This is a genomic window from Streptomyces sp. NPDC021012 (assembly GCF_044333355.1).
GTDB lineage: Bacteria > Actinomycetota > Actinomycetes > Streptomycetales > Streptomycetaceae > Streptomyces.
The window spans coordinates 756,293-778,777 of the sequence record NZ_JBIRQU010000003.1 but is presented as its reverse complement, the minus strand read 5'-3'; the positions used below and the strand labels follow the sequence as shown (position 1 = coordinate 778,777).

General features: G+C 73.2%; 17 protein-coding genes. 8 read left to right on the top strand and 9 right to left on the bottom strand.

The genetic code is table 11. From position 1 onward, the window contains the following. Nucleotides 1-48: 48 nt before the first annotated feature. Complete coding sequence (locus ACH4TP_RS13395) at nucleotides 49-1,209, bottom strand: DUF6777 domain-containing protein (RefSeq protein WP_389225244.1); 1,161 nt, start codon at nucleotides 1,207-1,209, stop codon at nucleotides 49-51. Nucleotides 1,210-1,409: 200 nt separating this feature from the next. Here ACH4TP_RS13395 and ACH4TP_RS13390 point away from each other — a divergent pair, with 200 nt between their 5' ends. Genes ACH4TP_RS13390 through ACH4TP_RS13380 form a run of 3 tightly spaced genes read left to right on the top strand, consistent with a single transcriptional unit; the run spans nucleotide 1,410 to nucleotide 4,268 of the window. Next, complete coding sequence (locus ACH4TP_RS13390) at nucleotides 1,410-2,273, top strand: YndJ family protein (protein WP_389225508.1); 864 nt, start codon at nucleotides 1,410-1,412, stop codon at nucleotides 2,271-2,273. Further along, on the top strand, nucleotides 2,270-2,818 hold the full coding sequence (locus tag ACH4TP_RS13385; protein ID WP_389225245.1) for a DUF1990 family protein: 549 nt from the start codon (nucleotides 2,270-2,272) through the stop codon (nucleotides 2,816-2,818). Before ACH4TP_RS13390 ends, ACH4TP_RS13385 begins: the two co-directional genes overlap by 4 nt. A 22-nt stretch (nucleotides 2,819-2,840) precedes the next feature. Further along, entirely contained in the window at nucleotides 2,841-4,268 is a 1,428-nt protein-coding gene (locus ACH4TP_RS13380) for a lipase maturation factor family protein (protein WP_398189878.1), read from the top strand. Between the two features lie 59 nt (nucleotides 4,269-4,327). Here the strand turns inward: ACH4TP_RS13380 and ACH4TP_RS13375 are convergent, their stop codons facing one another. The 3 genes from ACH4TP_RS13375 to ACH4TP_RS13365 form a co-directional block, all read right to left on the bottom strand. Beyond that, nucleotides 4,328-4,498: a hypothetical protein gene (locus tag ACH4TP_RS13375; RefSeq protein ID WP_361405047.1), complete on the bottom strand. Its 171-nt coding sequence runs from the start codon at nucleotides 4,496-4,498 to the stop codon at nucleotides 4,328-4,330. A 298-nt stretch (nucleotides 4,499-4,796) separates the two neighbouring features. Next, on the bottom strand, nucleotides 4,797-6,281 hold the full coding sequence (locus tag ACH4TP_RS13370) for an SDR family NAD(P)-dependent oxidoreductase (protein WP_389225247.1): 1,485 nt from the start codon (nucleotides 6,279-6,281) through the stop codon (nucleotides 4,797-4,799). Between the two features lie 60 nt (nucleotides 6,282-6,341). Further along, entirely contained in the window at nucleotides 6,342-7,064 is a 723-nt protein-coding gene (locus ACH4TP_RS13365; RefSeq protein WP_398437650.1) for a (2Fe-2S)-binding protein, read from the bottom strand. 240 nt (nucleotides 7,065-7,304) lie between these two features. Here ACH4TP_RS13365 and ACH4TP_RS13360 point away from each other — a divergent pair, with 240 nt between their 5' ends. Further along, complete coding sequence (locus ACH4TP_RS13360) at nucleotides 7,305-8,291, top strand: DMT family transporter (protein ID WP_398437649.1); 987 nt, start codon at nucleotides 7,305-7,307, stop codon at nucleotides 8,289-8,291. Here the strand turns inward: ACH4TP_RS13360 and ACH4TP_RS13355 are convergent. The 4 genes from ACH4TP_RS13355 to ACH4TP_RS13340 all read right to left on the bottom strand — a co-directional run bounded on the left by ACH4TP_RS13355 (nucleotide 8,172) and on the right by ACH4TP_RS13340 (nucleotide 14,362). Next, complete coding sequence (locus ACH4TP_RS13355) at nucleotides 8,172-9,497, bottom strand: peptidoglycan DD-metalloendopeptidase family protein (RefSeq protein ID WP_398437647.1); 1,326 nt, start codon at nucleotides 9,495-9,497, stop codon at nucleotides 8,172-8,174. The two genes, ACH4TP_RS13360 and ACH4TP_RS13355, sit on opposite strands and share 120 nt — an antisense overlap. A gap of 446 nt (nucleotides 9,498-9,943) precedes the next feature. Beyond that, complete coding sequence (gene panD, locus ACH4TP_RS13350) at nucleotides 9,944-10,369, bottom strand: aspartate 1-decarboxylase (RefSeq protein WP_398437645.1); 426 nt, start codon at nucleotides 10,367-10,369, stop codon at nucleotides 9,944-9,946. Between the two features lie 254 nt (nucleotides 10,370-10,623). Further along, a complete protein-coding gene (locus tag ACH4TP_RS13345; protein WP_398437644.1) occupies nucleotides 10,624-13,044 on the bottom strand; it encodes a ricin-type beta-trefoil lectin domain protein in 2,421 nt (806 codons plus the stop codon). Between the two features lie 313 nt (nucleotides 13,045-13,357). After that, nucleotides 13,358-14,362: an ATP-binding protein gene (locus ACH4TP_RS13340; protein WP_398437643.1), complete on the bottom strand. Its 1,005-nt coding sequence runs from the start codon at nucleotides 14,360-14,362 to the stop codon at nucleotides 13,358-13,360. 292 nt (nucleotides 14,363-14,654) lie between these two features. Between ACH4TP_RS13340 and ACH4TP_RS13335 the strand changes: the two genes are divergently transcribed. The 4 genes from ACH4TP_RS13335 to ACH4TP_RS13320 all read left to right on the top strand — a co-directional run bounded on the left by ACH4TP_RS13335 (nucleotide 14,655) and on the right by ACH4TP_RS13320 (nucleotide 19,454). Continuing rightward, nucleotides 14,655-15,698 carry a substrate-binding domain-containing protein gene (locus tag ACH4TP_RS13335; RefSeq protein ID WP_398437642.1) on the top strand — a complete coding sequence of 348 codons (1,044 nt, stop codon included), beginning with the start codon at nucleotides 14,655-14,657 and terminating at the stop codon, nucleotides 15,696-15,698. 118 nt (nucleotides 15,699-15,816) lie between these two features. Continuing rightward, on the top strand, nucleotides 15,817-17,406 hold the full coding sequence (locus ACH4TP_RS13330; RefSeq protein WP_398437641.1) for a sugar ABC transporter ATP-binding protein: 1,590 nt from the start codon (nucleotides 15,817-15,819) through the stop codon (nucleotides 17,404-17,406). Next, nucleotides 17,403-18,422 carry an ABC transporter permease gene (locus ACH4TP_RS13325; RefSeq protein ID WP_398437639.1) on the top strand — a complete coding sequence of 340 codons (1,020 nt, stop codon included), beginning with the start codon at nucleotides 17,403-17,405 and terminating at the stop codon, nucleotides 18,420-18,422. Before ACH4TP_RS13330 ends, ACH4TP_RS13325 begins: the two co-directional genes overlap by 4 nt. A 96-nt stretch (nucleotides 18,423-18,518) precedes the next feature. Then, complete coding sequence (locus ACH4TP_RS13320; protein WP_398437853.1) at nucleotides 18,519-19,454, top strand: RICIN domain-containing protein; 936 nt, start codon at nucleotides 18,519-18,521, stop codon at nucleotides 19,452-19,454. A gap of 180 nt (nucleotides 19,455-19,634) precedes the next feature. Here the strand turns inward: ACH4TP_RS13320 and ACH4TP_RS13315 are convergent, their stop codons facing one another. Beyond that, nucleotides 19,635-22,457 (bottom strand): ATP-binding protein, encoded by a 2,823-nt coding sequence (locus ACH4TP_RS13315; RefSeq protein ID WP_398437638.1) that lies wholly within the window; start codon nucleotides 22,455-22,457, stop codon nucleotides 19,635-19,637. Nucleotides 22,458-22,485: the final 28 nt, after the last annotated feature.

Sequence of the window (22,485 nt, the reverse complement as noted above, 5' to 3'; positions counted from 1 at the left end):
GGGCCACGCTAGGCGCAGCCCCGCCCCCGCGCACCAGGAAGATCCCTTTCACCCCTGGAAGGTCTCCGGCCGCTCGGGCTCCGGACCGGCCGGGAAGAGCTCGTCGGGGGGCAGCTGTCCGTCCGGGGCGGTGGGCTGCTCGCCGGGGGGTTCCCCGAACGGGTCGGGGAAGGGCTCCGTGTAGGGATCGGTGTACGGGTCGGGGTACGGCTCCGTGTACGGATCGGGGACCGCGGGCGCCGTCGGGTCGGTGCCCGTGCCGCCGGTCCCGGAGGGGGCGGGGACGTCGGGGAGCGGGGTCGAGGGGCCGGGCCTGACGGGGTCCGGGGAGGCGGGCGCGGGCGGTACGGGGTCCGGGGAGGCGGGACGGCCGGGGCCGGTCGGGTCGGGCGTCCCGGAGCCGGTGAGGGCGCAGGTGTCGGGGTCGCAGGCCGGCTGGACGTCGGGGGTGCGGTCCTCGTCCCCGTCGGTGCCGGTCCGCCGCTCGATCCAGGTGCTGTCGGTGGTGTTGACGATGACCAGGCTGGTGACGACGGAGTCGGCGGGCCGGACGGTGACCACGCGGTCGGGGTCGAAGCCTTCCCAGGGCTCGCCCTGGTGGACGCCGCTCCGGTCGGCGGCGGGGCTGCGGAGCGGGTTGCCGCAGGCGCAGCGGACGCGCGGGGAGCCGTACTGGTCGACGAGGACCGACGTGCCGGTCTGGAGGACGGCCTGGAAGGCGCTGGCCTTGCCCTCGCGGTAGCCGTGGTCGGTGACGCGGGTGTCGGCGCGCAGGGCGACGGGGGTGAGCCCGCGGAGCCAGTCGGCGACGCCGCCCTCGGGGATGCCGGCGGCCTCGGCGAAGGCGTGCGCCTTGGTCCGGTCCGCGGCGAGGAGGGCGACCTGCCGTTCGACGTCGCAGCTGCCGATCGCGCGCGTGCCGCCGTAGAGGCCGGGGGCGGAGCCGGTGATCTCGCGGGCCTGCTCGGCGCTGTCGTCGGGCTGCCGGTTCGAGGCGGTGGGCGGTGCGGTGTTCCGGACGGTGGAGGCGGTGAAGGGGTCGGGACCCTGGGCGCCGAGCGGCTGGAGGAAGACGTCCGTGACCGGGGTCGCGGCGGGTTCGCCGCCGGCGCCCTCCCACACGGAGGAGCAGCCCGTGAGCAGCAGGGCCGAGACGAGCGTCGCGGCGGCGGGGCCGGTTCGGCGCGTCCGGCGGAGGGATGAGCGCACCTGGTTCTCGACTTTCTCTCCCCCGGGCCCGGCGCCCGGTTGCGGCCAGTCCCTCATGTCTGTCGCAGTGCGTGAGGGGTCGCAAGCGGAGCGCGTCCGACCGGGTGCGCCGACCAGGGACTTGAACACGTTCAAGAGAGGCTCTACGCTCGACCCGTCAGTTGAACGCGTTCAAGTGGGGGTGCTGACGCATGACCGCGCTGTCGGTCCTGGTGAATCCGATCGTGATGATCGGCATGTTCTGGGTCGTGCCGACCGGACTGGCGCTCCTCGACGGCCCCCGGCCGCCCGGCTGGGACCCGCTCCGCCGCGCCTGGCCGCTGCTCGCCGCCCCCGGGGCCCTGGCCCTCTGGCTCCCCCGCTCCGGAGCCGCCACCGCACTCGCCGCGGTCTACGCCCTCGGCACACTGGCGCTCGCGCTCCAGGCCCCGGCCCGGCTGAGGCTGACGCGCTCGCTCAGGCCGAGCGAGATCGCCGTCCTCACCGCCCTGGCGGCGCCCTCCGTCGCCGGTCTCGCGCTCGTCGCCGAGCGGGCCTCGTACCCGCTGTTCGGCTTCGACCTGGACATCCTGACGCTGACCGTCCCTCACTTCCACTTCGCCGGCTTCGCCGCCGCCCTGGTCGCCGGACTCGTCAGCCGCGCCTCCGACGGCCCCACGGCCCGCCTCGCCGCGCTCAGCGTCCCCGCCGGCACCCTGCTCGTCCTGCTCGGCTACTTCGTCGACGACTGGGCCGAGCTCGTGGGCGCCGTCGTCCTGACGGCCGGCATGGCCGCGGTCTCCGTGCTGACCCTGCGGGAGCGCCGCGAGCTCGCCGCCGACCCGCTCACCCGGGGCCTCCTCGCCGTCTCGGCCCTGGTCCTCGTCGCCACCATGGCGCTCGCGCTCAGCTGGGCGCTCGGCGAGGCGACGGGGCTGCCGCACCTCTCCCTGACCTGGACGGCCGCCACGCACGGCCTGGGCAACGCCCTCGGCTTCGCCGTCTGCGCGCTCCTCGCCCGGCGCCGCCTCGCGACGGACCCCACCTCCCCGGCCCTTCTCCCCCGAACGGAGCTCCCGGCATGACCCGCCTGCTGCACGACCTCTCCCGACCCGACCGCCGCCCCGCCCTCACCTACCGCGAGGTCGGCGCCACCCGCACCCCGGAGGCACTGCCCGAGGGCTACAAGCACCTGCGGCACAGCGCGGTCGTCGGCCATGGCAGGGCCGCCTTCGAGACCGCCGGCGCCGCCGTCACCACCTGGCGGATGCACCGCGCCTCCGGGGCGCACGTCCGGGCCGAGGCCGACCGCGCCGAACCCGGCGCCCGCCTGGAGGTGGCGCTGGGCGCCGGCCCGTTCCGCCTCGGCGTCCCCTGCGAGGTGATCTGGACGGCGTACGAGGAGAACCGCGTCGGCTTCGCCTACGGCACCCTGACCGGGCACCCGGAGTGCGGCGAGGAGTCCTTCATCGTCACGCTCGACCCCGACGGCACGGTCCGCTTCACGGTCACCGCCTTCAGCCGACCCGCCGCCTGGTACACCCGGCTCGGCGGACCCCTGGTCCCGGTGCTCCAGCTCGCCTACGCGCGCCTCCTCGGCCGGACCCTCGGGCGTCTCGTCAGAAGCTGATCCCGGGCCGATACTGGTGGTGATGGAGTGGTTCACCGCGCCCGACCAGTGGCTGAGCCGGATCGTCTTCCAGCGGGGCCTCGCCGGGCTGTACTGCGTGGCGTTCCTTTCGGCAGCCCTCCAGTTCCGGGCGCTGATCGGCGAGCACGGCATGCTCCCCGTACCGGAGTACGTGCGCCGGACCCGCCCGCGCCACACGCCCTCGCTCTTCCACTGGCGCTACTCCGACCGCCTCTTCGCGACCGTCGCCTGGTCCGGCTGCGCCCTCGCGCTCGCCCTCGTCGCGGGCGCCGGGGACGCCGTGCCGCTGCCGGTCTCGATGCTCCTGTGGCTGGTGCTCTGGGGTCTGTACCTGTCGATCGTGAACGTGGGACAGACCTGGTACTCCTTCGGCTGGGAGTCGCTGCTCCTGGAGACCGGGCTCCTCGCCGTGTTCCTCGGCAACGACGACACCGGCCCGCCGGTCCTCGTCCTGTTCCTGCTGCGCTGGCTGCTCTTCCGCGTCGAGTTCGGCGCCGGGCTCATCAAGATCCGCGGCGACCCCTGCTGGCGGAACCTGACCTGCCTCTACCACCACCACGAGACCCAGCCGATGCCCGGCCCGCTGAGCTGGTTCTTCCACCACCTGCCGCGCCCGCTGCACCGGGTGGAGGTCGCGGCCAACCACGTCGTCCAGCTCGTCGTGCCGTTCCTGCTCTTCACCCCTCAGCCGGTGGCCACGATCGCCGCCTGCCTGATGGTGGCGACCCAGCTGTGGCTGGTGCTCTCCGGGAACTTCGCCTGGCTGAACTGGCTGACGATCGTGCTCGCGCTCTCCGCCGTGGACGCCTCCCCGCTCGTCGGCGAGCACCCCCAGCCGGATCCGCCGCTCTGGTACGTGGTCGCGGTGGTCGCGTTCACCGCCTTCGTCCTCGTACGGAGCTACCGCCCGGCGCGGAACCTGCTCTCCCGGCAGCAGGCGATGAACCGCTCGTACGACCCGTACCACCTGGTCAACAGCTACGGCGCCTTCGGCACCGTCGGCCGGATCCGGGACGAGATCGTCATCGAGGGAACCGACGAGCCGGTGCCGCGCGAGGGCACGGTGTGGCGGGAGTACGGCTTCAGGGGCAAGCCGGGCGACCCGCGCCGGCTGCCCCGGCAGTTCGCCCCTTACCACCTGCGGCTCGACTGGCTGATGTGGTTCGCCGCGCTCTCCCCGGGGTACGCGCGCGAGTGGTTCGGGCCCTTCGTCGAGCGGCTCCTCGACGGCGACCGGGACACCCTGCGGCTGCTCGCCCACAACCCGTTCCCGGACGCGCCGCCGGTCCTCGTCCGCGCCCGGCTCTACCGCTACCGGTACACGACCTGGCGCGAGCTCCGGGAGACCGGGGCCTGGTGGCACCGGACGCTGGTGCGGGAGTACCTGCCGCCGATCCGCCTGCGGGAACCCACCGGCGGCTCCCGCTGAACGCGCCGGTGCCCCCGGGCCGCGGACGGCCGGGGGCACCCGGGGTGAAAGCGGAAGGATCAGTCGATGCCCGGCAGGATGTGGGGCTCGGCGAGGTCCTCCTCGTAGCCCGCGAGCCGGATCGGGGCCGCGTGGGCCCACACGTCGAGGCTGCCCAGCTCGCCCTTGCGGCGGGGCCGCTCGGTGCGTTCGGCCGGTCGCGGTTCCTGCTTCGTCAGTTCGGGTGTCACCGCGCACTCCTTTGTGTCGCGTCTGTATGGGACAAGTGCCGGTCGGTCGCGGTGGCGCCGTTCGTGGCGGGACCGCGGCCTTGGTGGCAGGCCTGTCCCAGGAAGGCCGTGAGGAAGGTGTGTCTCCTCGGTGGCCGACCGTGTGCCTCAGATTAACCAAATGAGCACGCCTGCGCTCTACCGGGCTCCAAAGTGTGACGCAATCGGGTGAAGCAAGACGGAAAAGCGCCCCACCGGGCCGATGGGGCGCTCTTGCCGGGACCTCGGGACCGCTGTAGCGGGCCCCTCGTGCCGGGGTCTACCAGTTGGCGGGGGCGTAGTCCTTCAGGAAGCAGCCGTAGAGGTCCTCGCCCGCCTCGCCGCGCACGACCGGGTCGTACACGCGGGCCGCGCCGTCGACGAGGTCCAGCGGGGCGTGGAAACCGGCCTCGGCGAGGCGCAGCTTGTCGAAGTGGGGGCGCTCGTCGGTGATCCAGCCGGTGTCGACCGAGGTCATCAGGATGCCGTCGGTCTCGAACATCTCCTGGCCGCTGGTCCGCGTCACCATGTTCATCGCGGCCTTCGCGGCGTTGGTGTTCGGGTGGCCGGCGCCCTTGTAGCCGCGGCTGAAGACGCCCTCCATCGCCGACACGTTCACCACGTAGGCACGGCCGCTGGCCGCCTTCTTCGCCGCCTCGGCCATCGCCGGCCGCAGCTTGCTGATGAGGATGAACGGCGCCGTGTAGTTGCACAGCTGCGTCTCGAGCAGCTCCACCGGGGAGATCTGCTCGATGCTCTGCACCCAGGTGTTGGTCTCGACGACGTCGGGCACGAGGCCGCCGGCGTCGATGGCGGTGCCGTCGAGGTGCTTGGCGATGGTGGCGTTGCCCGCGACGAGCGCGAGGTCGGCGACCTGCTGGGCCTCCAGGTCGCGCACGCCGGCGGGAAGCTCGGACGAGCCGACGAGCTCGCCGACCGCGCCCGAGTTGAACGCGCCGATGACGTGGTGGGCGGGCAGCTCGCCGGCGGGCAGCGGGGCGTTCTCGCCCTCCACGAGGGCGGCGTACGCGGAGGGCAGCCGGCGCACGGTCTGCGTCGCGTTGTTGATGAGGATGTCGAGCGGGCCGGCCTCGGTCATCTGGTCGGCGAGCGCGACGGCCTGGGCCGGGTCGCGCAGGTCGATGCCGACGACCTCCAGGCGGTGCATCCAGTCCGCGGAGTCCTCCATCGCCTTGAAGCGACGGATGGCGTCCTTGGGGAAGCGGGTGGTGATGGTGGTGTGGGCGCCGTCGCGCAGCAGCCGCAGCGCGATGTACATGCCGATCTTGGCCCGGCCGCCGGTGAGCAGCGCGCGCTTGCCGCTGAGGTCGGCGCTGGCGTCGCGCTTGGCCCGGTTCAGCGCCGCGCACGGCTGGCAGAGCTGGTGGTAGAAGTAGTCGACCTCGACGTACCGCGTCTTGCAGACGTAGCAGGAGCGCGGACGCTGGAGTATCCCCGCGATCCGCCCCTCCTCGGTGACGGAGGTGGGCAGCAGGCCCTCGGTCTCGTCGTCGATGCGCTGCGCGGAACCGGTGGCCGTGGCCTCGGTGACCGCCTTGTCGTTGGCGGTCTTCGCGGCCCGGCGCTCCTGGCGGCGGCGCTGCTTCACGGTCCGGTAGATCCCGGCGGTGGCGCGCCGGACGGTGATCGCGTCCGGGTGGTCGACGTCGATCTTGTCGAGCTCGTCGAGGACGCTCAGGCAGACGGCCAGGCGCTCGGGGTCGATGCCCGGCCCGTAGTCCTGGTTTTCTTCGGTCACCGTCATGGCCTTCGGATTCCTCGTTCGCTCGTACGTCGCCGCTCGCGGGCTTTCAAAACCCCAACTTTACGGAGCGGGGGGCCGCGCCTCCAAACCCGTTCGGGGGGCGTGGTCGAAGACACAGTCGCCGCACAGCCCGCAGCCCGGGACGCGGTAGTAGAGGCAGCAGGTGGTACGGCGCAGCCGTGGGCCGCGGAGGGTCCGGGCGAGGTCCGGGTGGTCCAGGAGTCCGGAGACCAGGGCGGCGGCCCGCTCGGCCGCCTCCGGACGGCCGTGGGCGCGCGCCCAGCGGATCAGCTCGCGCAGGGCGCCGGCGAGGGCGGAGCCCGCGTTGCCCCAGAGCAGACGCGGGGAGACGTTCCCGTCCCGGCGCAGCGCCGCGTGGAGCGGGACGAGGTGCGCCTCCTGGACGGCCGAGCGCAGCTCGTCCACGGTCCCGGGGCGGGTCTCGGTCCCGGCCCACCACAGGTCGTCGGGCGCGGTCAGCGCCCCGTCCCAGTGCAGCTCGGCGGGGTCGAGGGCGGGGAAGCGGCCGTGGATCGCCGCCGGGCCGAGGGCGGTGGACCAGAGCCGGGCGGCGAGCCCGAGGTGGGCGACGGAGGCGCCGACGCGGCGCTCGGGGGCACCGAGCCGGTCGGTGACGTGGTCCACGCGTGCGGTGAGGGGCCCGTCCTCCCCCGCGTACAGGCGGGCGAGCGGCCGGTGCGCGCCGCCGGTCACGGGGGCGGTGGTCCGGAGGACGAAGAAGCCGCCCGGCGATCCGCCGTCGCCGCTCGCGCCGAGTCCCATGCGTATGCCCCCCGCCCCGGAGTCCTGTGGTCGGCCCCTACCGTAACTTCTCCCGGGTCCCCCGAAGCCCCTCCGGGAGCCGCTCCGAACCGATCGGAAAGCCTGCTTTGCACCCGTTCCGACCTGCGCGGGTGTACATCCAGGGGCGTACGCGCGGGGCGTGTACTCCGTCGGCGGTATCCGCGAAGACGTCCCCTGGTACGACGACGCGAACGGCCGGGAGGAGAGATCGTGGAAGGTATGAGTCCACTCATGCTGTCCGTCGTCCTGGCCCTGGCCTCCGCGGTCGCCTACGCGGCCGCGGCGATCGTGCAGGAGCGGGTCGCGGCCTCCGCCGAGGCCCCGCGCTACGCGCCGCTGCGCAGTCCGGCCTGGTGGGTCTCCGTCCTGCTCAACGGCGTCGGCGCGAGCCTGCACGTCGCCGCCCTCGCGTACGGTCCGCTCAGCCTGGTCCAGCCGCTGGGCGCCCTCACGATCGTCTTCGCGCTGCCCATGGCGGCCCTGTTCGTCGGCCGCGAGGCCGGGCGGCGGGCCTGGCGCGGCGCGCTGATGGCCACGGTGGGCCTCGCCGGGCTGCTGAGCCTCACCAGCGGCGCCGAGGGGTCCCTGAGCGACGGGGAGCGCTGGCTGCTCGCGGGCGCCACCTTCGGCGCGGTGGCCGTCCTGTTCACGGCCGCCCGCCTGGTGGGCAGGTCCGTGCTGCGGAGCATCGTGCTCGCCGCGGCGGCGGGCGTCTCCTTCGGCATGGCCTCGGTCCTCACGAAGTCGGTGGCCGAGGAGTGGACACCGCGGGCCCCGCTCGCCGAGTGGACGGGGCTGCTCGTGCTCTCCGCGTTCGCGGTGACCGGGCTGCTGCTCTCCCAGGCCTCGTACCGGGGCGCGGGGCTCGCCGCCCCGCTGGCCACCGTCACGGTGGTCAACCCGGTGGTCGCCGCGGCCGTGGGCGTGACGCTCTTCGGCGAGAGCTTCCGCTACGGCGCGGCGGGCACCGTGGCGGCGCTGATCTGCGGCACGGTCGCCGCGGGCGGCCTCGTACAGCTCACGCTGGACCGCATGACACCCCCGCCGGAGTCCCCGTCGGTGTCATCGTCCGACGCGCCGGCGGCCTCAGACGGAGACTCCCCGCGCCCTGAGGTACGCCAGGGGGTCGATGTCGGAGCCGTACCCGGGACCCGTCCGGATCTCGAAGTGGAGGTGCGGTCCCGAGCTGTTGCCGGTCGATCCTGAGCGCGCGATGCGCTGCCCGGCGTGCACCCGCTGGCCCTCGCGGACGGCGAGCGCGGAGAGGTGCGCGTACTGGCTGTAGCGGCCGTCGTCATGGCGCACGACGATCTGGTAGCCGTACGCGCCGCCCCACCCGGCCGACACGACCCGGCCGCCCGCCACGGCCTTGACGGAGGTGCCGGTGGGCACGGGGAAGTCGACCCCCGTGTGATAGCCGCTGGCCCAGGAGGAGCCCCGGGTGCCGTACCGGGTGCCGATGCCGGCGGAGACGGGCGCGGAGTAGCTGTCCGTGGACGGCTCGGCGGCCGGCCTGGGCTTGTGGGCCGGCTTGGCGCTGGGCTTGGGACTCGGCTTGTGGCTCGGCCTGGCCGCGGGGGGCTTCGGGGCCGGCTTGTGGGCGGGCTTCGCGGAGGGGCGGGCGGCGGGCCTGGCCGGCGGGGTCTTGGGGAGCACGGCCTCGGGGGGCGCGGCCTTGACGGGCTGTGCGGTCCGCACGGGCGGAACGGCCTTCCGAGGAGCCTTCTCGGCCTTCTTCTCGGCCTTCTCCGGGGCCGTGACGGGGGCCGTGATGCGCAGGGTCAGGCGCTGCCCGGGGTGGATGAGGTCGGGGTCGTCGCCGACGACCTTCCGGTTGGCCTCGTACAGACGCTGCCAGCCGCCCTTGACGTGCTCGTCGTGGGCGATCTTCGACAGGGAGTCGCCGGGCGTCACCGTGTACATCTCGCGCACGGTGGGCACGGTGGTCGGGCTCGCGCCCCGTTCGGACAGGACGCGCTGCCCCGGCAGGGAGGTGGTGCGCGCGTCGTTCCCGCCGCCGGCCGGCGTCTGCTCACCGCGGGCGAGGCCCGTGCGGGGGCCGCAGGACGGCCAGGCGCCGGGTCCCTGGCCCTTGAGGACGCGTTCGGCGACCGCGATCTGCTGGTCCTTGGAGGCGAGGTCGGCGCGCGGCGCGTAGTGCGTGCCGCCGTACCGCTCCCAGGTGGACTGGGTGAACTGGAGGCCGCCGAAGTAGCCGTTGCCGGTGTTGACGTGCCAGCTGGAGGAGGACTCGCAGGACGCGACCTTCTCCCAGACATCGAGCGAGGCGGCATGTGCGGCGCCCGCGCCGATCAGCGGCAGCGCCATTCCGGCGCCTCCCGCCGTGACGGTGAGCGAGGCACGGTTGATCCGGCTCGGCTGGTGGCGGCGGTGACGTCCGCGTACGGCCATGGGCCCCCCTTGAACACAGCGACAGCCGTCCAAGTTAGGGCTTGCGCACGCTCCGTGACAAGGCCCGAGCGAAACCTCAAGCCCCTTATGTCACCTGTGCGTTGCTCCGCTCACCCTCCGGCGGGGCCGGGATCGGGTCGAGGTTCGGGTTCCGGTACGGGCCCCCCGGGCTCGGGCACCGGAGTGGGCGCCGGGTCCGGCGGCACCGGCACCGGGTTCGGCGGGGGCACGGGCGGCGGCGAAGGCACGGGCGGGACCGGCGACGGAGGCAACGGCTCGGGGAAGGGATGCGTCATCGCGGACCTCCCGGTCGACGGGCCCCTGGCACCCGGGGCCCACAGTGGCTCCCTTCCAGAGTGACCCCACCCCCTCCCCCTCGCCCGCCGTACCCCCCTCATGGACCCCCTCAGGGACCCATGAAGAGGGGCGGACGACCTCAGACCGACTCAGACGTGCGAAGGCACCGCATGCGGGCCACGCACCGTGTCACTCCCCGGGACGGGCGCCGACGCGTCGGCCCCAAGCTCCACAATGCGGTTGTCCCCGTCGACATGCACGACCCGGGGCACGAAACTCCGCGCCTCCGCGTCGTCCACCTGCGCGTAGCTGATGAGGATCACCAGATCACCGGGGTGCACGAGGTGGGCCGCGGCACCATTGATCCCGATGACCCCGGAGCCGCGCTCCCCCTCGATGACATAGGTCTCCAGCCGGGCCCCGTTGTCGATGTCGACAATGTGCACGAGCTCACCGGGCAGCAGATCGGCCGCCTCCATCAGCTCGGCGTCGACAGTGACCGAACCGACGTAGTGCAGGTCCGCCTGGGTCACGGTGGCGCGGTGGATCTTGGACTTGAACATGGTACGAAACACGAGGAAACTCCCGATTTGCCTGCTCCCTGCCTGCTTTCTGCAGGTCAAGGGCGTTCTTCGGAGCGTACAACGATTCACGTGTTCGATCAGCTGTCCCCGGGTGTAGCAGAACTCACGCCGACCGATGACTGACGTTCCCGGCACATCGCCAGGACGGGATGATCAGGTGGCGCACCGGGCACGAAGGCGCCGGCGGACCGGCGATGCCGGGGCGGCGGCCCGCGATGGATCCGGGGCCGCCGCGACGTACGGACCTACGGCAGGGTCCAGCGCTGGTTGGCGCCGCCGTTGCAGGTCCAGACGACCAGCTGGGTGCCGTCGGTGGTGCTGGCGGCGGGGTCGTCGAGGCAGAGGCCGGAGCCGATGCCCTTCAGGGTGCCGTCGGCCTGCGGGGTCCACTGCTGGTTGGCGCCGCCGTTGCAGGTCCACAGGTCGACGAGGGTGCCGTCGGCGGTGCCGCCGCCGACCACGTCCAGGCACTTGCCGGCGTGCAGCAGCCGGCCGTTGTCCCAGGTCCACGTCTGGGCCGCGTCGGCGCCGTCGCAGCTCCAGATGACGGCCTTGGTGCCGTCGGCGGAGGAGTTGCCGAAGGCGTCGAGGCACTTGCCGGTCACGCCGGACGGGACCGGTCCGGTGAACGAGCCGCTGCCGGTGCCGGGGGTGAGGGCGAAGTTGTCGAACTGCTGCGTCTGGTAGCCGGTCGCGGCCAGACCGGCCATGCCCGAGGTGAACGAGTGGTCGGTGACGCTGCCGACGGTCCGTCCGTCTATCGCGGCGGTCAGGGTCGAGCCCTGCATGGTGAGCGCGAGGTGGTGCCAGGTGTTCAGGCCGGGCGCCGTGACGGTGCCGGAGGCCAGGGGGGTGGAGTTCCACTTGAGGTCGGTCTTGAGGATCGCCCAGGCACCGGTGTCGCTGAGGCGCAGATGGTAGGCGTTCAGGCCGCCGTTGTTGCGGCCCTGCTGGTTGACGCGACCGAGGACCTCGGTCTCGCCGGGCTGCTCGAAGAGGGTGTCCGCGCTGACGGTGTAGTTCACCCAGCTGCTGTCGCCGACGATCGAGTAGGGCATGTTGTTCGACTCGTCGGTCCAGCGGATCGGGGAGGCCGGGGCCATCTGGCGCAGGCAGGTACCGGTGTGGCCGCCGCCGCAGGGCACGGTCTGGAAGGCGCCGTTCATGTCGGCGAAGTATTTCGGTGAGGTGCTCGCGGCCGGCGTGTCGAAGTCGTCGGCGTAGGGCAGGTTCAGCGGCGCGGCCGCCGGCGGGGTGGCGGTGCCCTTGCCCTGGCCGGTGGTGGTGGTCACCGTGTAGAGGTGGCCGGGCTGGAGGGTGAGGGTGTACTTGCCGCCGACCGGAGTGACGTCCCGCTCGTGGACGAAGTCGTCGGACGGGTCGGCGGTGGCGAGGTTGGTCCCCCAGACGTGCACCTGGCCGGTGGACAGGCCGCCGGTGACCGTGAAGGTCGCGGTCTGCGCGGCGGTGGCGTCCATGGTCTCGATGACCGTGGAGTAGTCGGTGTTGTTCGGCGACTTCAGCACGACGTAGCTGCCGTTCGCCCGGTTGCCGCCCAGGTAGCCGGCCGCCGAGTCGACGTACTTCCAGCCCGGCTGGGTGAACTGGGTGGTGTGCGCGGTGGCCCAGGTGGTCTGGCCTATGGAGTAGTTGCCGGACCAGGGCTGCGCCGCGAGCGAGAGGCCGTCGGTGGAGAAGTAGAGGTTCTGGTAGAGCGCGGCGACGACCGGCCAGTTCATGAACGAGGTCATCTTGCCGTCGATGTAGTCGCGGTTGATCGCGCGCGCCACCGCCGGGGCGCCGGTGTTGTAGTCCTGCGAGCCGCTCTCGCTGGCCCAGATCGGCTTGCCCAGTGCCTGGGCCGTCGCCGTGCTGTTGCAGGTGGTCATCGGGCCGAGGTAGCCGCACGGGTAGTGCATGCCGATGACGTCGATGGCGGAGTTGAGCGCCGGGTCGTCGGTCATCGCCTTGGCGAGGTTCCAGTCATAGCTGTCCGCCGCGACGACCTTGGTGTTCGCGTGGCCGCCGGTGACCAGCGCGCTCTTGAGCTTCTTGTACCAGGAGGCGTCGTACTCGCGCTCGTTCCAGCCGCCGATGTAGTCGATCGGCAGATGGTGCTGCGCGGCGCAGCCGAACCAGCCCATGATGTAGTCGATCATGTCCTGCGACCAGAAGTACGGCTTGCCCGGCGCCGGGTTCGCCGAGTCGTCGACGCCGATCCAGCCGGGCGCGCCCCAGGCGAGGCCGTAGAGCTTGATGTCGGGGTTACGGGCCTTGGCCTGCTCGGCCAGCCACCACTCGTAACCCTGGTCGCAGTCGACCGCGCCCCGGGAGTGCTGGTAACTGGCCTCGGCGCCGTCGGTGGAGTTGGTGTCGCCGCCGATCTCGATCTTGAGCGACTGCAGTGCGGCCCCGTAGCCGGGCTTGAAGAGGTAGTCGAGGAGCTGGCTGCGCTGCGGCTCGGGATAGTCGATCAGCAGCCGGGAGTTGCCGCCACCGCCACTGGCCGCGCCGACACCGTCGAAGACCCGGCCGGTCTTGGTGCCGTTCACGGTGATCTGGGTGCCGACCGGAAGTACGGCGGCTTGGGCGGGGGCGACTGCCGGTCCGGCGACGAGGGCGCCGGCCAGGAGGAGCGAGGCGGCGCCGGCCGCCCTTCTGAGCATGCGTGCGGAGATGGTCAGGACACGGAGGGGCCCGTGCATGAAGATGCCCTTCGTTCAAAAGCAAACAGATGCGAACAGTTTCGAACGGTAGGGTGACGACGCATCGACGGTCAATGGTTCGTGCCACAGATTCCGCCTGACCGTTCCGCGATTAATCCGCCGAAGATTGCCGGTCGAGCACCGCCGAAATGGACTTCCGCGTGGTGCCTAGTTTCCCGAGCACGTCGGCCACATGGTTCGCGACGGTCCTCGGGCGAGAGCCTGAGCTCGGTGGAGACGCGCCGGTCGGTGGCGCGGGCCGCCAGCAGCACGCTCACCTGCCGCTCGCGCGGAGAGGGCCGGTGGCCGTAGCCCTGGCGGCCCGGCGAGGGCGGCTGCCGCCTCGGGCCGGTCCGCGCGGGCCGGGGCGAACCCGCCGCGTTCGGCGGCACGGGCGGCGTCGTACGGGCGGCCGATGCTCCGCCACGCCCGCCCGGCGGCGGAGCCGGGCTCGGCGTCGAGCAGCAGGAAGCCCCGGGCGAGGTGCGGTTGCCGGCACGTGCTCGTCGGCGGGGCCGCCGAGCACGGCTGCCGCTCGACGATCGCGGCACCTTGCGGGCAGAGCGCCACGATCCGCTCCGAGACCGCTTCGCGCAGGCCGCGGGGTACGGGCGCGCCGAGCAGTTGCAGCACGCCGCCCTCCGGGTCGGGCCACGCCGACGGCGCCGGGCGGGTGACGGCAGGCGGGGTCGAGCGGGAACCTCCCGGGCGGAAGGTCCTCCGTGCGATGGGTGAGGACAAGACTCGGCTGCTCCGGGAGGTCGCGGGCGAGCAACAGGAGCAGGTTGCGCGAGGCGTCGTCGGCCCCTTGCAGGTCCTCGACGACGAGCCCCGTCGGCCCGAGCACACGCAGCAGGGCGCGGGCCGCCACCAGCAGTTCGGGCGAGCCCGTCCGGCGCTGCCCGGCACCGGCGCTCGCCCGCGGCAGCCGGTCGGCGAGGGCGGGCAGCAGGCGGACCAGTGGGGCGGCCGCGGGCGGGAGGGCGGTGTCGCCGAGCCAGGCCGCGGCCTTGTCGAGGGCGTCGGCCGGCGGCCCGTACGGAAAGGGTTCGCGCAGCGGGTGGCAGAGGCCGGTCAGGACCGGGCGGCCCTCGGTGCACGGCACGGCGGCCGCCTCGGCGACCAGTCGTGACTTGCCGGCGGCCGCCTCGCCCTCGACCAGGACCACCGCCGGCGGACGGCGGACGGTGTCGAGCAGGCGGTCCGGCTCGCGACCGCGGCCGGTGTGCGGGTTCCTGCCGAGTGCGGCGGTCCCGCACGGGGCGAGTGCTCGCACCATGCGTCCCCCTTCCGCCCTCCGGATCAGTGGCCCACTGTCGGCCACCGGACGGCCGGAAAACCATCCGTATTTCCTCGACCCCGGATACCTACTAAATGAATTCGAATTCTCTGAGTACTCGTTTCCGTAGGTATCGGTAACGAAGCAATATCGGGTGGGAGTCGAATGTTTTGAGCTCTTGACGGCAAGGTGAACCGGCGGTTTTGCTGTGAGGCGTAGCGTTTGAAAGTGATGATCTCTGATCGGTTGTGTTGATATCCGGTCGTCTCACTCGTTCCCCTGGAGCCGCCCCATGTCCCCTGTCCGCGCACGCCTGCTTCCCGCCGCCGCGCTGGGACTGTCCACCGTCCTCGGCCTGACCGCCTGCTCCTCGGGGCAGACCTCCGGCGGCTCGGACACCAAGGCCGCACCCGTCAGCGGCAAGATCTCGCTGACCTACCTGCAGAAGCAGGGCGACCAGGAGTACTTCGTCGGCGAGGCCGCCGGGGCGAAGGCCAAGGCCGCCGAGCTCGGCATCGACCTCAAGATGGTCAACCTCGGCAACGACGCCAACAAGACGGTCGGCGAGGTGCAGTCCGCGATCGCGCAGAAGAGCAACGGCCTGATCGTCGTGGTGCCGGACCCGGCGGTCGGCCCGCAGATCGTGCAGACGGCCCGGGACGCCAAGGTCGCGCTGCTCACCTCCGACGACCAGGTCTGCGCCACCGGCCCGGCCCCCGCATCCTGCGCCAAGGGCGACCTGGTGCCGCGGATCGGCTTCAGCGGCGAGCAGATGGGCACGGAGGTCGGCAAGCGGGCCGCCGAGGAGTACAAGAAGGCCGGCTGGAAGGCGGCGGACACCCGGATCATCTCCGCCTGGAAGCAGGACGTCACCGTCTGCGGCGACCGTGTCAAGGCCGCCAGGACAGCCTTCGACTCGGCGGTGCCGGGCGTGCGGACCCTCGACGTCGCCACCGACAACACCCCCACCGGCGCCCAGGACAAGGTCGCGGCGACCGTCACCGCGAACCCCGGCGTCAAGCACTGGGTGGTCTGGGGCTGCAACGACGAGAACGTCCAGGGCGGCGTCACCGCGCTGCAGAACGCCGGCATCAGCCCGCAGGACATCGACGGCGTCGGCCTCGGCGCGTACCTGGCCTGCAAGGAGTGGCAGTCCGGCAAGCCCTCCGGCATGAAGGCAGCCCTCTTCATCAACGGCAAGGACGTCGGCGCGCTCGCCGTCCAGACCATGTACGACCGCCTCAAGAACGGCAAGGAGTTCCCCGCCGAGGCGTTCGCCCCGACCAAGATGGTCGACGCCGCCAGCTGGCAGGCCGCGGGCGTCAGCTGCGGCTGACCCACAGACGAGAGCCGGTGCGGCTGTACACCCTCCGCCCGTCCGCACCGGCTCTCCCACCCGCGCCGTCCCGACAGCGCCCCGTCCCAGCCGCACCACAACGCCAGTTGAGGCCACGATGACCACACCCAGCCGCTCGCCCGCCGCGCCGCCGGCCCACCCGCCCGGCCTGACCGCCGAGAACGTCGGCAAACGCTTCGGCACCGTCCAGGCGCTGCAGGGCATCGACCTGAACTTCCCGCCCGGGCAGGTCACCGCCCTGATGGGCGAGAACGGCGCCGGAAAGTCCACCCTGCTGCGCATCCTGACGGGCGATCACCGGCCCACCGAGGGCCGGGTGCTGCTCGACGGCGAAGTGCTCGACCTGAACTCGCCGATCGACGCCCGGCGCGCCGGGATCCGGATCATCCCTCAGGAGCCGGAGATCATCCCGCACGTGTCGGTCGCCGAGAACGTGTACGCGGGCGCCCTGCCGCGCCGCGCGGGCCGATGCCTGGACCGCGCCGAGCTGCGCCGCCGGATCACCGACGACCTGGACCGCCTGGGCTTCACCAAGGTCCTCGACCCCGACCTGCTCGGATCCGACCTCACAGCCGCGCAACGCCAGTTGGTCGAGATCCTGCGCGCGCTCACCGGTGACACCCCGCCCCGCGTGATCGCCTTCGACGAACCCACCTCCTCGCTCTCCGAGCACGAGGTCGAGGCGCTGTTCGAGCTCATCGAGCGGCTCCGCTCGCAGGGCATCGCGGTCGTCTACGTCTCCCACCGGATGAAGGAGATCTTCCGGCTCGCCGACCGGATCGCGGTGCTGCGCGACGGCACGCTCGCCGGTGTGGCGGACGCCGCCGAGACGGACGAGAACGCCCTGGTCCGGCTCATGGTCGGTCGCGATCTGGCCGGCCTGTTCGTCCGGCAGAACGTCGCCACCGACCGGGTGGTGCTCCAGGTGGACGGAGTCAGCACCGACGACGTCCAGGACGTGTCGCTCACCGTCCACGCCGGCGAGGTCGTCGCCCTGGCCGGCCTGATCGGAGCGGGCCGCTCCGAGCTCGCCCTCGCCCTGGCGGGTGACACACCGATCCGCTCCGGCACGGTCTCCCTCTCCGGCCGGCGGCTGCGCCTCGGCAGTCCGCGCCGGGCGATCCGGGCCGGCATCGGCCTCGCCCCCGAGGAGCGCAAGGCCCAGGCACTGTTCCTGCACCGCACGATCCGGGACAACACCTCTCTGGTCAGCCTCGAACGGCTGCGCCGCCGGCGCTTCGTCCGGCTCCGCGCGGAGAAGGACCTGGCCCAGGAGTTCGCGGACCGGCTGCGGGTGCGCGCCCCCTCGATCGAGACCGAGGTCCGCACTCTGTCGGGCGGCAACCAGCAGAAGGTGGTGCTCGCCCGCTGGCTGGCCCGCCGGCCCGATCTGCTGATCCTGGACGAGCCCACCCGCGGCGTCGACATCGGGGCCAAGGCCGAGATCTACCAGATCATCGCCGACCTCGCCCGCGACGGCGTCGCCGTCCTGGTGATCTCCTCCGAACTGCCCGAGGTCCTCGGACTCGCCGACCGCGTCGTCGTCATGCAGAACGGCCGGATCACCGGCGAACTGAGCCGCGCCGAAGCCTCCGAGGAAGCGATCCTCGCCCTCGCCATGGCCGACGACCTGGCCACCGAATCCCGAACCGACGCCCACGCCAGCACCGGAGCACACACGTCATGACCACCAGCACCGCGCCCACCACCGCACCACGGCGGCGCGCCGGCACCCGGGCGCTGCTCGCCTCCGTCGGCGGCCAGAACCTCAGCCTGATCGGCGCCCTCGCCGTCGTCGTCGTCCTGTTCGGCTCGCTCAACCCCAACTTCCTCGGCTGGGACAACATCCAGGTGATCGCCGAGGCGGCCACCATCGCCGGCCTCCTCGCCGTCGTCCAGACCGTCGTCATCATCTGCGGCGGCCTCGACATCTCCGTCGGCTCGCAGACCGGCCTCGCCTCCGTGGTCAGCGCGATGGTCTTCACCTCCGCCGGATCCAGCGCCACGCTCGGCATCGCCGCCGCCCTGCTCGTCGGCGCCGCCGTCGGCCTGGTCAACGGAGCCGTGATCATCTACGGCCGGGTCAACCCCACCATCGCCACCCTCGCCGGCCTCGCCGCCTACAAGGGCGTCGCCCAGCTCCTCTCCGACGGCCGCGCCCAGGGCTACGTGCTCGGCGACCCCGTCTTCGTCTTCCTCAGCCGGGGCGCTCTCGCCGGTATCCCGATCATGATCTGGATCCTGGCCCTCGTCGCCGCCGCCGTGCACGTCCTGCTCACCTACACCGACATCGGCCGCAACGTCTACGCCCTCGGCGGCAACGACACCGCCGCCCGCCTGGCCGGCATCAACCTCAACAAGTACCTGCTCGCCGCCTACGCCCTCACCGGCACCGTCGCCGCCCTCGCCGGCGTCCTGCTCACCGCCCGCACCGGCTCCGGCCAGCCCGTCTCCGGCAGCGAGGGCCTCGAACTCCAGGCCATCACCGCCGCCGCCCTCGGCGGCTGCGCCCTCAAGGGCGGCAAGGGCACCATCGGCGGCACCCTCCTCGCCGTCGCCCTCCTCGGCACCCTCCAAAACGGCCTCACCGTCCAGGGCATCAACACCTTCTGGCAAAACGTCGCCCAGGGCACCCTCCTCGTGGCCGCCGTCGTCATCCAGCAGCGCCGCAACCGCGAACGCGCCGTCGGCCTGCCCGCCTGACCGAGCGGGCGACGACCAACGGTCCCACCCCGTCGCCCGCTCCTCCCCTCCACCCACCGCCGAAAGGAAGTCCCGACGAGACGCCTTCCCCGTTCGCTGTGTCGCGCCGCCGCCGGCGCGGCGGGCCTCGGGCTCGCCCTCGCCGTCGCGATCCTGCCATCGGCGGCCGCACAGGCCGCCGCCGTCACCGCCCGTACCGGATACGCCGCGCCGTACTTCCACGACTGGGCGGGCGCGTTCGAGACCGCACCGTGCCCGGCGGGCGCCGGCACCGCGAACTGCATGCGCCAGGTCCTCACCACCGCGCCGATCCCGTGGCACGACGACATGGGGTACACCCCGCTGACCCTGTTCGGTGACCCGGACTGGACCAGTTACCAGGCCGGCGTCGACGTCCAGCTGGAACAGTCCGGCTCCGCTGAACTCCTCGGCCGCCTCGACCACATCGACCACGACCATTCCGCCTACCACTTCCAGATCACCACCGGCGGCACCTGGACCCTGTTCACCGAGAACACCTCCGGCGTCGACACCACCCTCGCCACCGGCAGTTACGCCGGCGCAGGCGCCGGGACCTGGCACCACCTGTCTCTGGCCATGCAGGGACCGTCGATCACGGCGTCCGTCGACAACGTCCAGGTCGCCTCGGTCACCGACTACAGCCACCTCGGCGGGCAGCTCGGCCTGGGCGTCGGCGGCTTCCAGAACGCCGACTTCGCCCACCTCACCGTCACCCCGCTCGCCGGCCCGGCCGTCAACAGCCTGGTCAACGTCAACAGCGGGATGTGCCTCGACGTCACCGGCGCCTCCACCAGCGCCGGAGCCCAGGTCATCCAGTGGACCTGCGGCAACGCCAAGCCCAACCAGCAGTGGCGGATGACCCCGGTACCCGGCAGTGGCGCCAAGCAGCTCGTGTCCGTCAACAGCGGCATGTGCCTCGACGTCAGCGGCAACTCGCGGACCGGCGGCGCCCAGGTCGTCCAGTGGACCTGCGGCGTCGACAAGCCCAACCAGCAGTGGACCACCGCCTGAGGCCACCGGCCTGACGGCTCACCGTTGAAGGCCCGGGTCCGGACTGCCGGAGGGGGCTGTCCGGCCCCGGGCCCACCGCGGCGGCGAGAGCCGGTTCACGCCCGGCCCGCGCCGCCGCACCCGCGACCACCTGGCCGCCGTACCCGTCCCGGGCGGCGGCCAGGACCGTTCAGGGCCGGTTCACCCGGCGTCCTCGCGTCCCGGGTAGACGGCCGCAACCCGTTTCCGGTCCGCGCCGAGCTTCCGCAGCACCTTGGCGACGTGGTTCTCCACCGTCCGCGGCGACAGGAAGAGCGCCTCGGCGATGCTCTGGTTGGTGGCACCTGCGGCGAGCAGTCCTGCGACCTCGTGCTCGCGCGGCGACAGACGGTCCCCGTACCCCCGGCGACCCGGCCCACGGCGGGTGACGCCGAGGTCGCGCAGGACCCGCCCGCAGCGCCCGGCGTCGGCAGTGGCGCCCAGCTCCGTGAAGAGCACCACCGCCTCGCCGAGCGGCCCGGCCGCCGCCGCGGGGTCGGTGACCAGCAGGGCGCCGCCCTGTCGTTCGAGCGCGCGGCCCGTTTCGTACGGCCGGCCGATCTCCCGCCATCTGCCCGCCGCGTCGGCGAAGTGCCGTACGGCGGCATCGGCGTCGGTCGCCCGAAGCAGCAGGCCGTGGACGACCTCCAGGTCGGCGGCGGCCGCCGGAGTGTCATGTCCGAGGATGCCGCGCCCGGCCTCGGCGGCCAGCCGCTCGGCGGCGTCATGACCGCCGCAGGCCAGCGCCGCCTCGACGGCGGCCGACAGCAGCCCGGCCGCCCGGGGCCAGGCGCCGGTCCGCCGGACGGTGGCGACGGCCCGCTCGGCGACCGCCCGGGCCAGCGGGGCCTCGCCCCTGGCCAGGCGGGCGGCGCTCAGACCGGCGGCCGCCCGCACTTCCTGGCCCACCAGCAGCAGGTCGGTGCCGGCCTTGACGGCCTCGCCGAACAGTTCCGCCGCCCCGGCGTACTGGCCCCGGGACATGGCGAGGGTCCCGGTCAGCAGCGCCCGCTCGGCGCGCACGGCGACCGCGGTCGGGTAGGTGTCCACCAGCGAGTCCAGCCGCTCCTCCAGTCCCTCCCACCGCCCGGCGAAGGCGTCGAGCCGCAACAGCGTGCCACGGGACAGGAATTCCACGATCGGGCTGCCTACGCGGGCCGCGACCTGCCCGGCCTCGGCCGCCAGAGCGGCGGCACGCCGGTCATGACCCAGGTACCCGCCGGTGTCGGCGACGTTCTGCAGGGCGCGCGCCGTCTGCCTGAGCAGCTCCCGGTCCCGCGTGTGACGGGGCAGGCGCTCGACCGACTCCCATACGTGGGGGTCGCCCTGACAGGTCATCAGAGTGAGGTGGGTGGCGTGGACGGCGGCCTTCAGCGCCTCGTCCGCACTGTCCCGGACGGCCGCCTCGGCCCGCTCGAGCCAGGCATGCGTGTACGCGGGCCCCTCCGCGTCCTTGAGGGCGAGCGCGACCATCGCCCGGACGGCGCGCTCCGGACGGCAGGCCGCCAGCTCCTCGGCCGCCCGTTCGACCTCGTCGAAGCCGTCGGGGTCGGCGTTCTCGTTCAGCATGCCCAGCCCCAGGCCCAGCCGGATCTCGCCGCGGGCCTCCTGCGGCAGCCGGGGGTCGTCGACCAGCCGGCGCAGCACCCGGGCGTCGGTGCGGAAGTCCAGGCTGCTGGCCGCGATTCCGGCCAGCGCCAGTGCCGCCCGGGCACGGGCCTCCCCCTCCAGCTCCGGGCGGTCGAGCAGCCGGCGCAGCAGCGTCGCGGCCGTGCCGCCGTCGCGGACGGAGATCGCCTGGTCGGCGGCCTCCTGCGCCCGCAGCAGCCAGGCCGCCTGGTCGCCGGCGGCGAGCGTGTGGTGGGCGATCTGCACCAGCGGGGCCGGGCTGCGACCCTGGAGTGCCTCGACGGCGCGGCGGTGCAGGCGCGCCCGGGCCGGCGCCGGGATGTGCCGGTAGACGACCTGCTGGGCGAGCACGTGCCGGAACGCGTACTCTCCCTGGCCCGTCTCGCGCAGCAGCGCCGCACGGAGCAGCTCGATCAGCGCCTCGGCGCCCTGCTCCTCGTCCAGCCGGGCGAGGCCGGTCAGCAGTTCCTCGGGCGCCGGGGCGGCGAGCACGGCGGCCGCCTCGGCGAGCGTCGCGGCCCGCGGCGACAGCATGCCGAGCCGCTCGGTGACCGCCTCGCGCAGGCCGCGCGGCACGTCCGCGGCCTGCAGCCGCTCCACCGCCTCGCCGTATCCGTGCGTCCCGCTGTACTCGGCGAGGGTGATCAGGTCCTCCTCGGCGACCAGCGGCAGGCCCTCGCTGCGCCGGTACAGGGCGGCGCCGAGGGCAGTGGTGGCGTCCGGGCCCAGGGCCGCGGACGCCAGCTCCTGGACCTCGGACTCCACCAGCGGGTCGAGCCGGATCACCGTGCCCCCGGTGCCGGGTGGCTGCCGGTAGGCGGCGCCGAGCACGGTGCCCCCCGGCGGCAGGTCCTCGGCCCGGTAGGTGAGCACCAGGCTCAGCCGCGGCGGCAGGTCGCGGGCGAGCAGCAGGAGCAGGTCGCGGGTGGCCTCGTCCGCCCAGTGCAGGTCCTCGACGACGAGCGTCGCCGGGCCGAGCGCGGTCAGGAACGACCGTACGGCCTGGAGGAGTTGGAAGCGCTGCCCGGGGACGTCGGTCGGCTGCGGCGGCGGGGGCGGGAGCCGGTCGGCCAGGTCGGGCAGCAGCGGCGCCAGGGCGCCGGCGGTCGGCGGGAACGCCGGGGCGTTCGCCAGGTCGGCCTTGCGCATCGCGTCGACCACCGGACCGTACGGGAACGGCTCGCGCAGCGGGTGACAGAAGCCGGTCAGTACCTGGTGCCGCTCCGCGCCGAGCTCGACCGACGCCTCGTGGACCAGCCGGGACTTGCCGATCCCGGCCTCGCCCTCGACCAGCACGACCGCGGGCGCCTGCCGCACCGCGGCCAGCAGCTGCCCGAGCTCACGCCGACGGCCCACCAGGCGGAATCCTCCGCCCCGGCCCGCC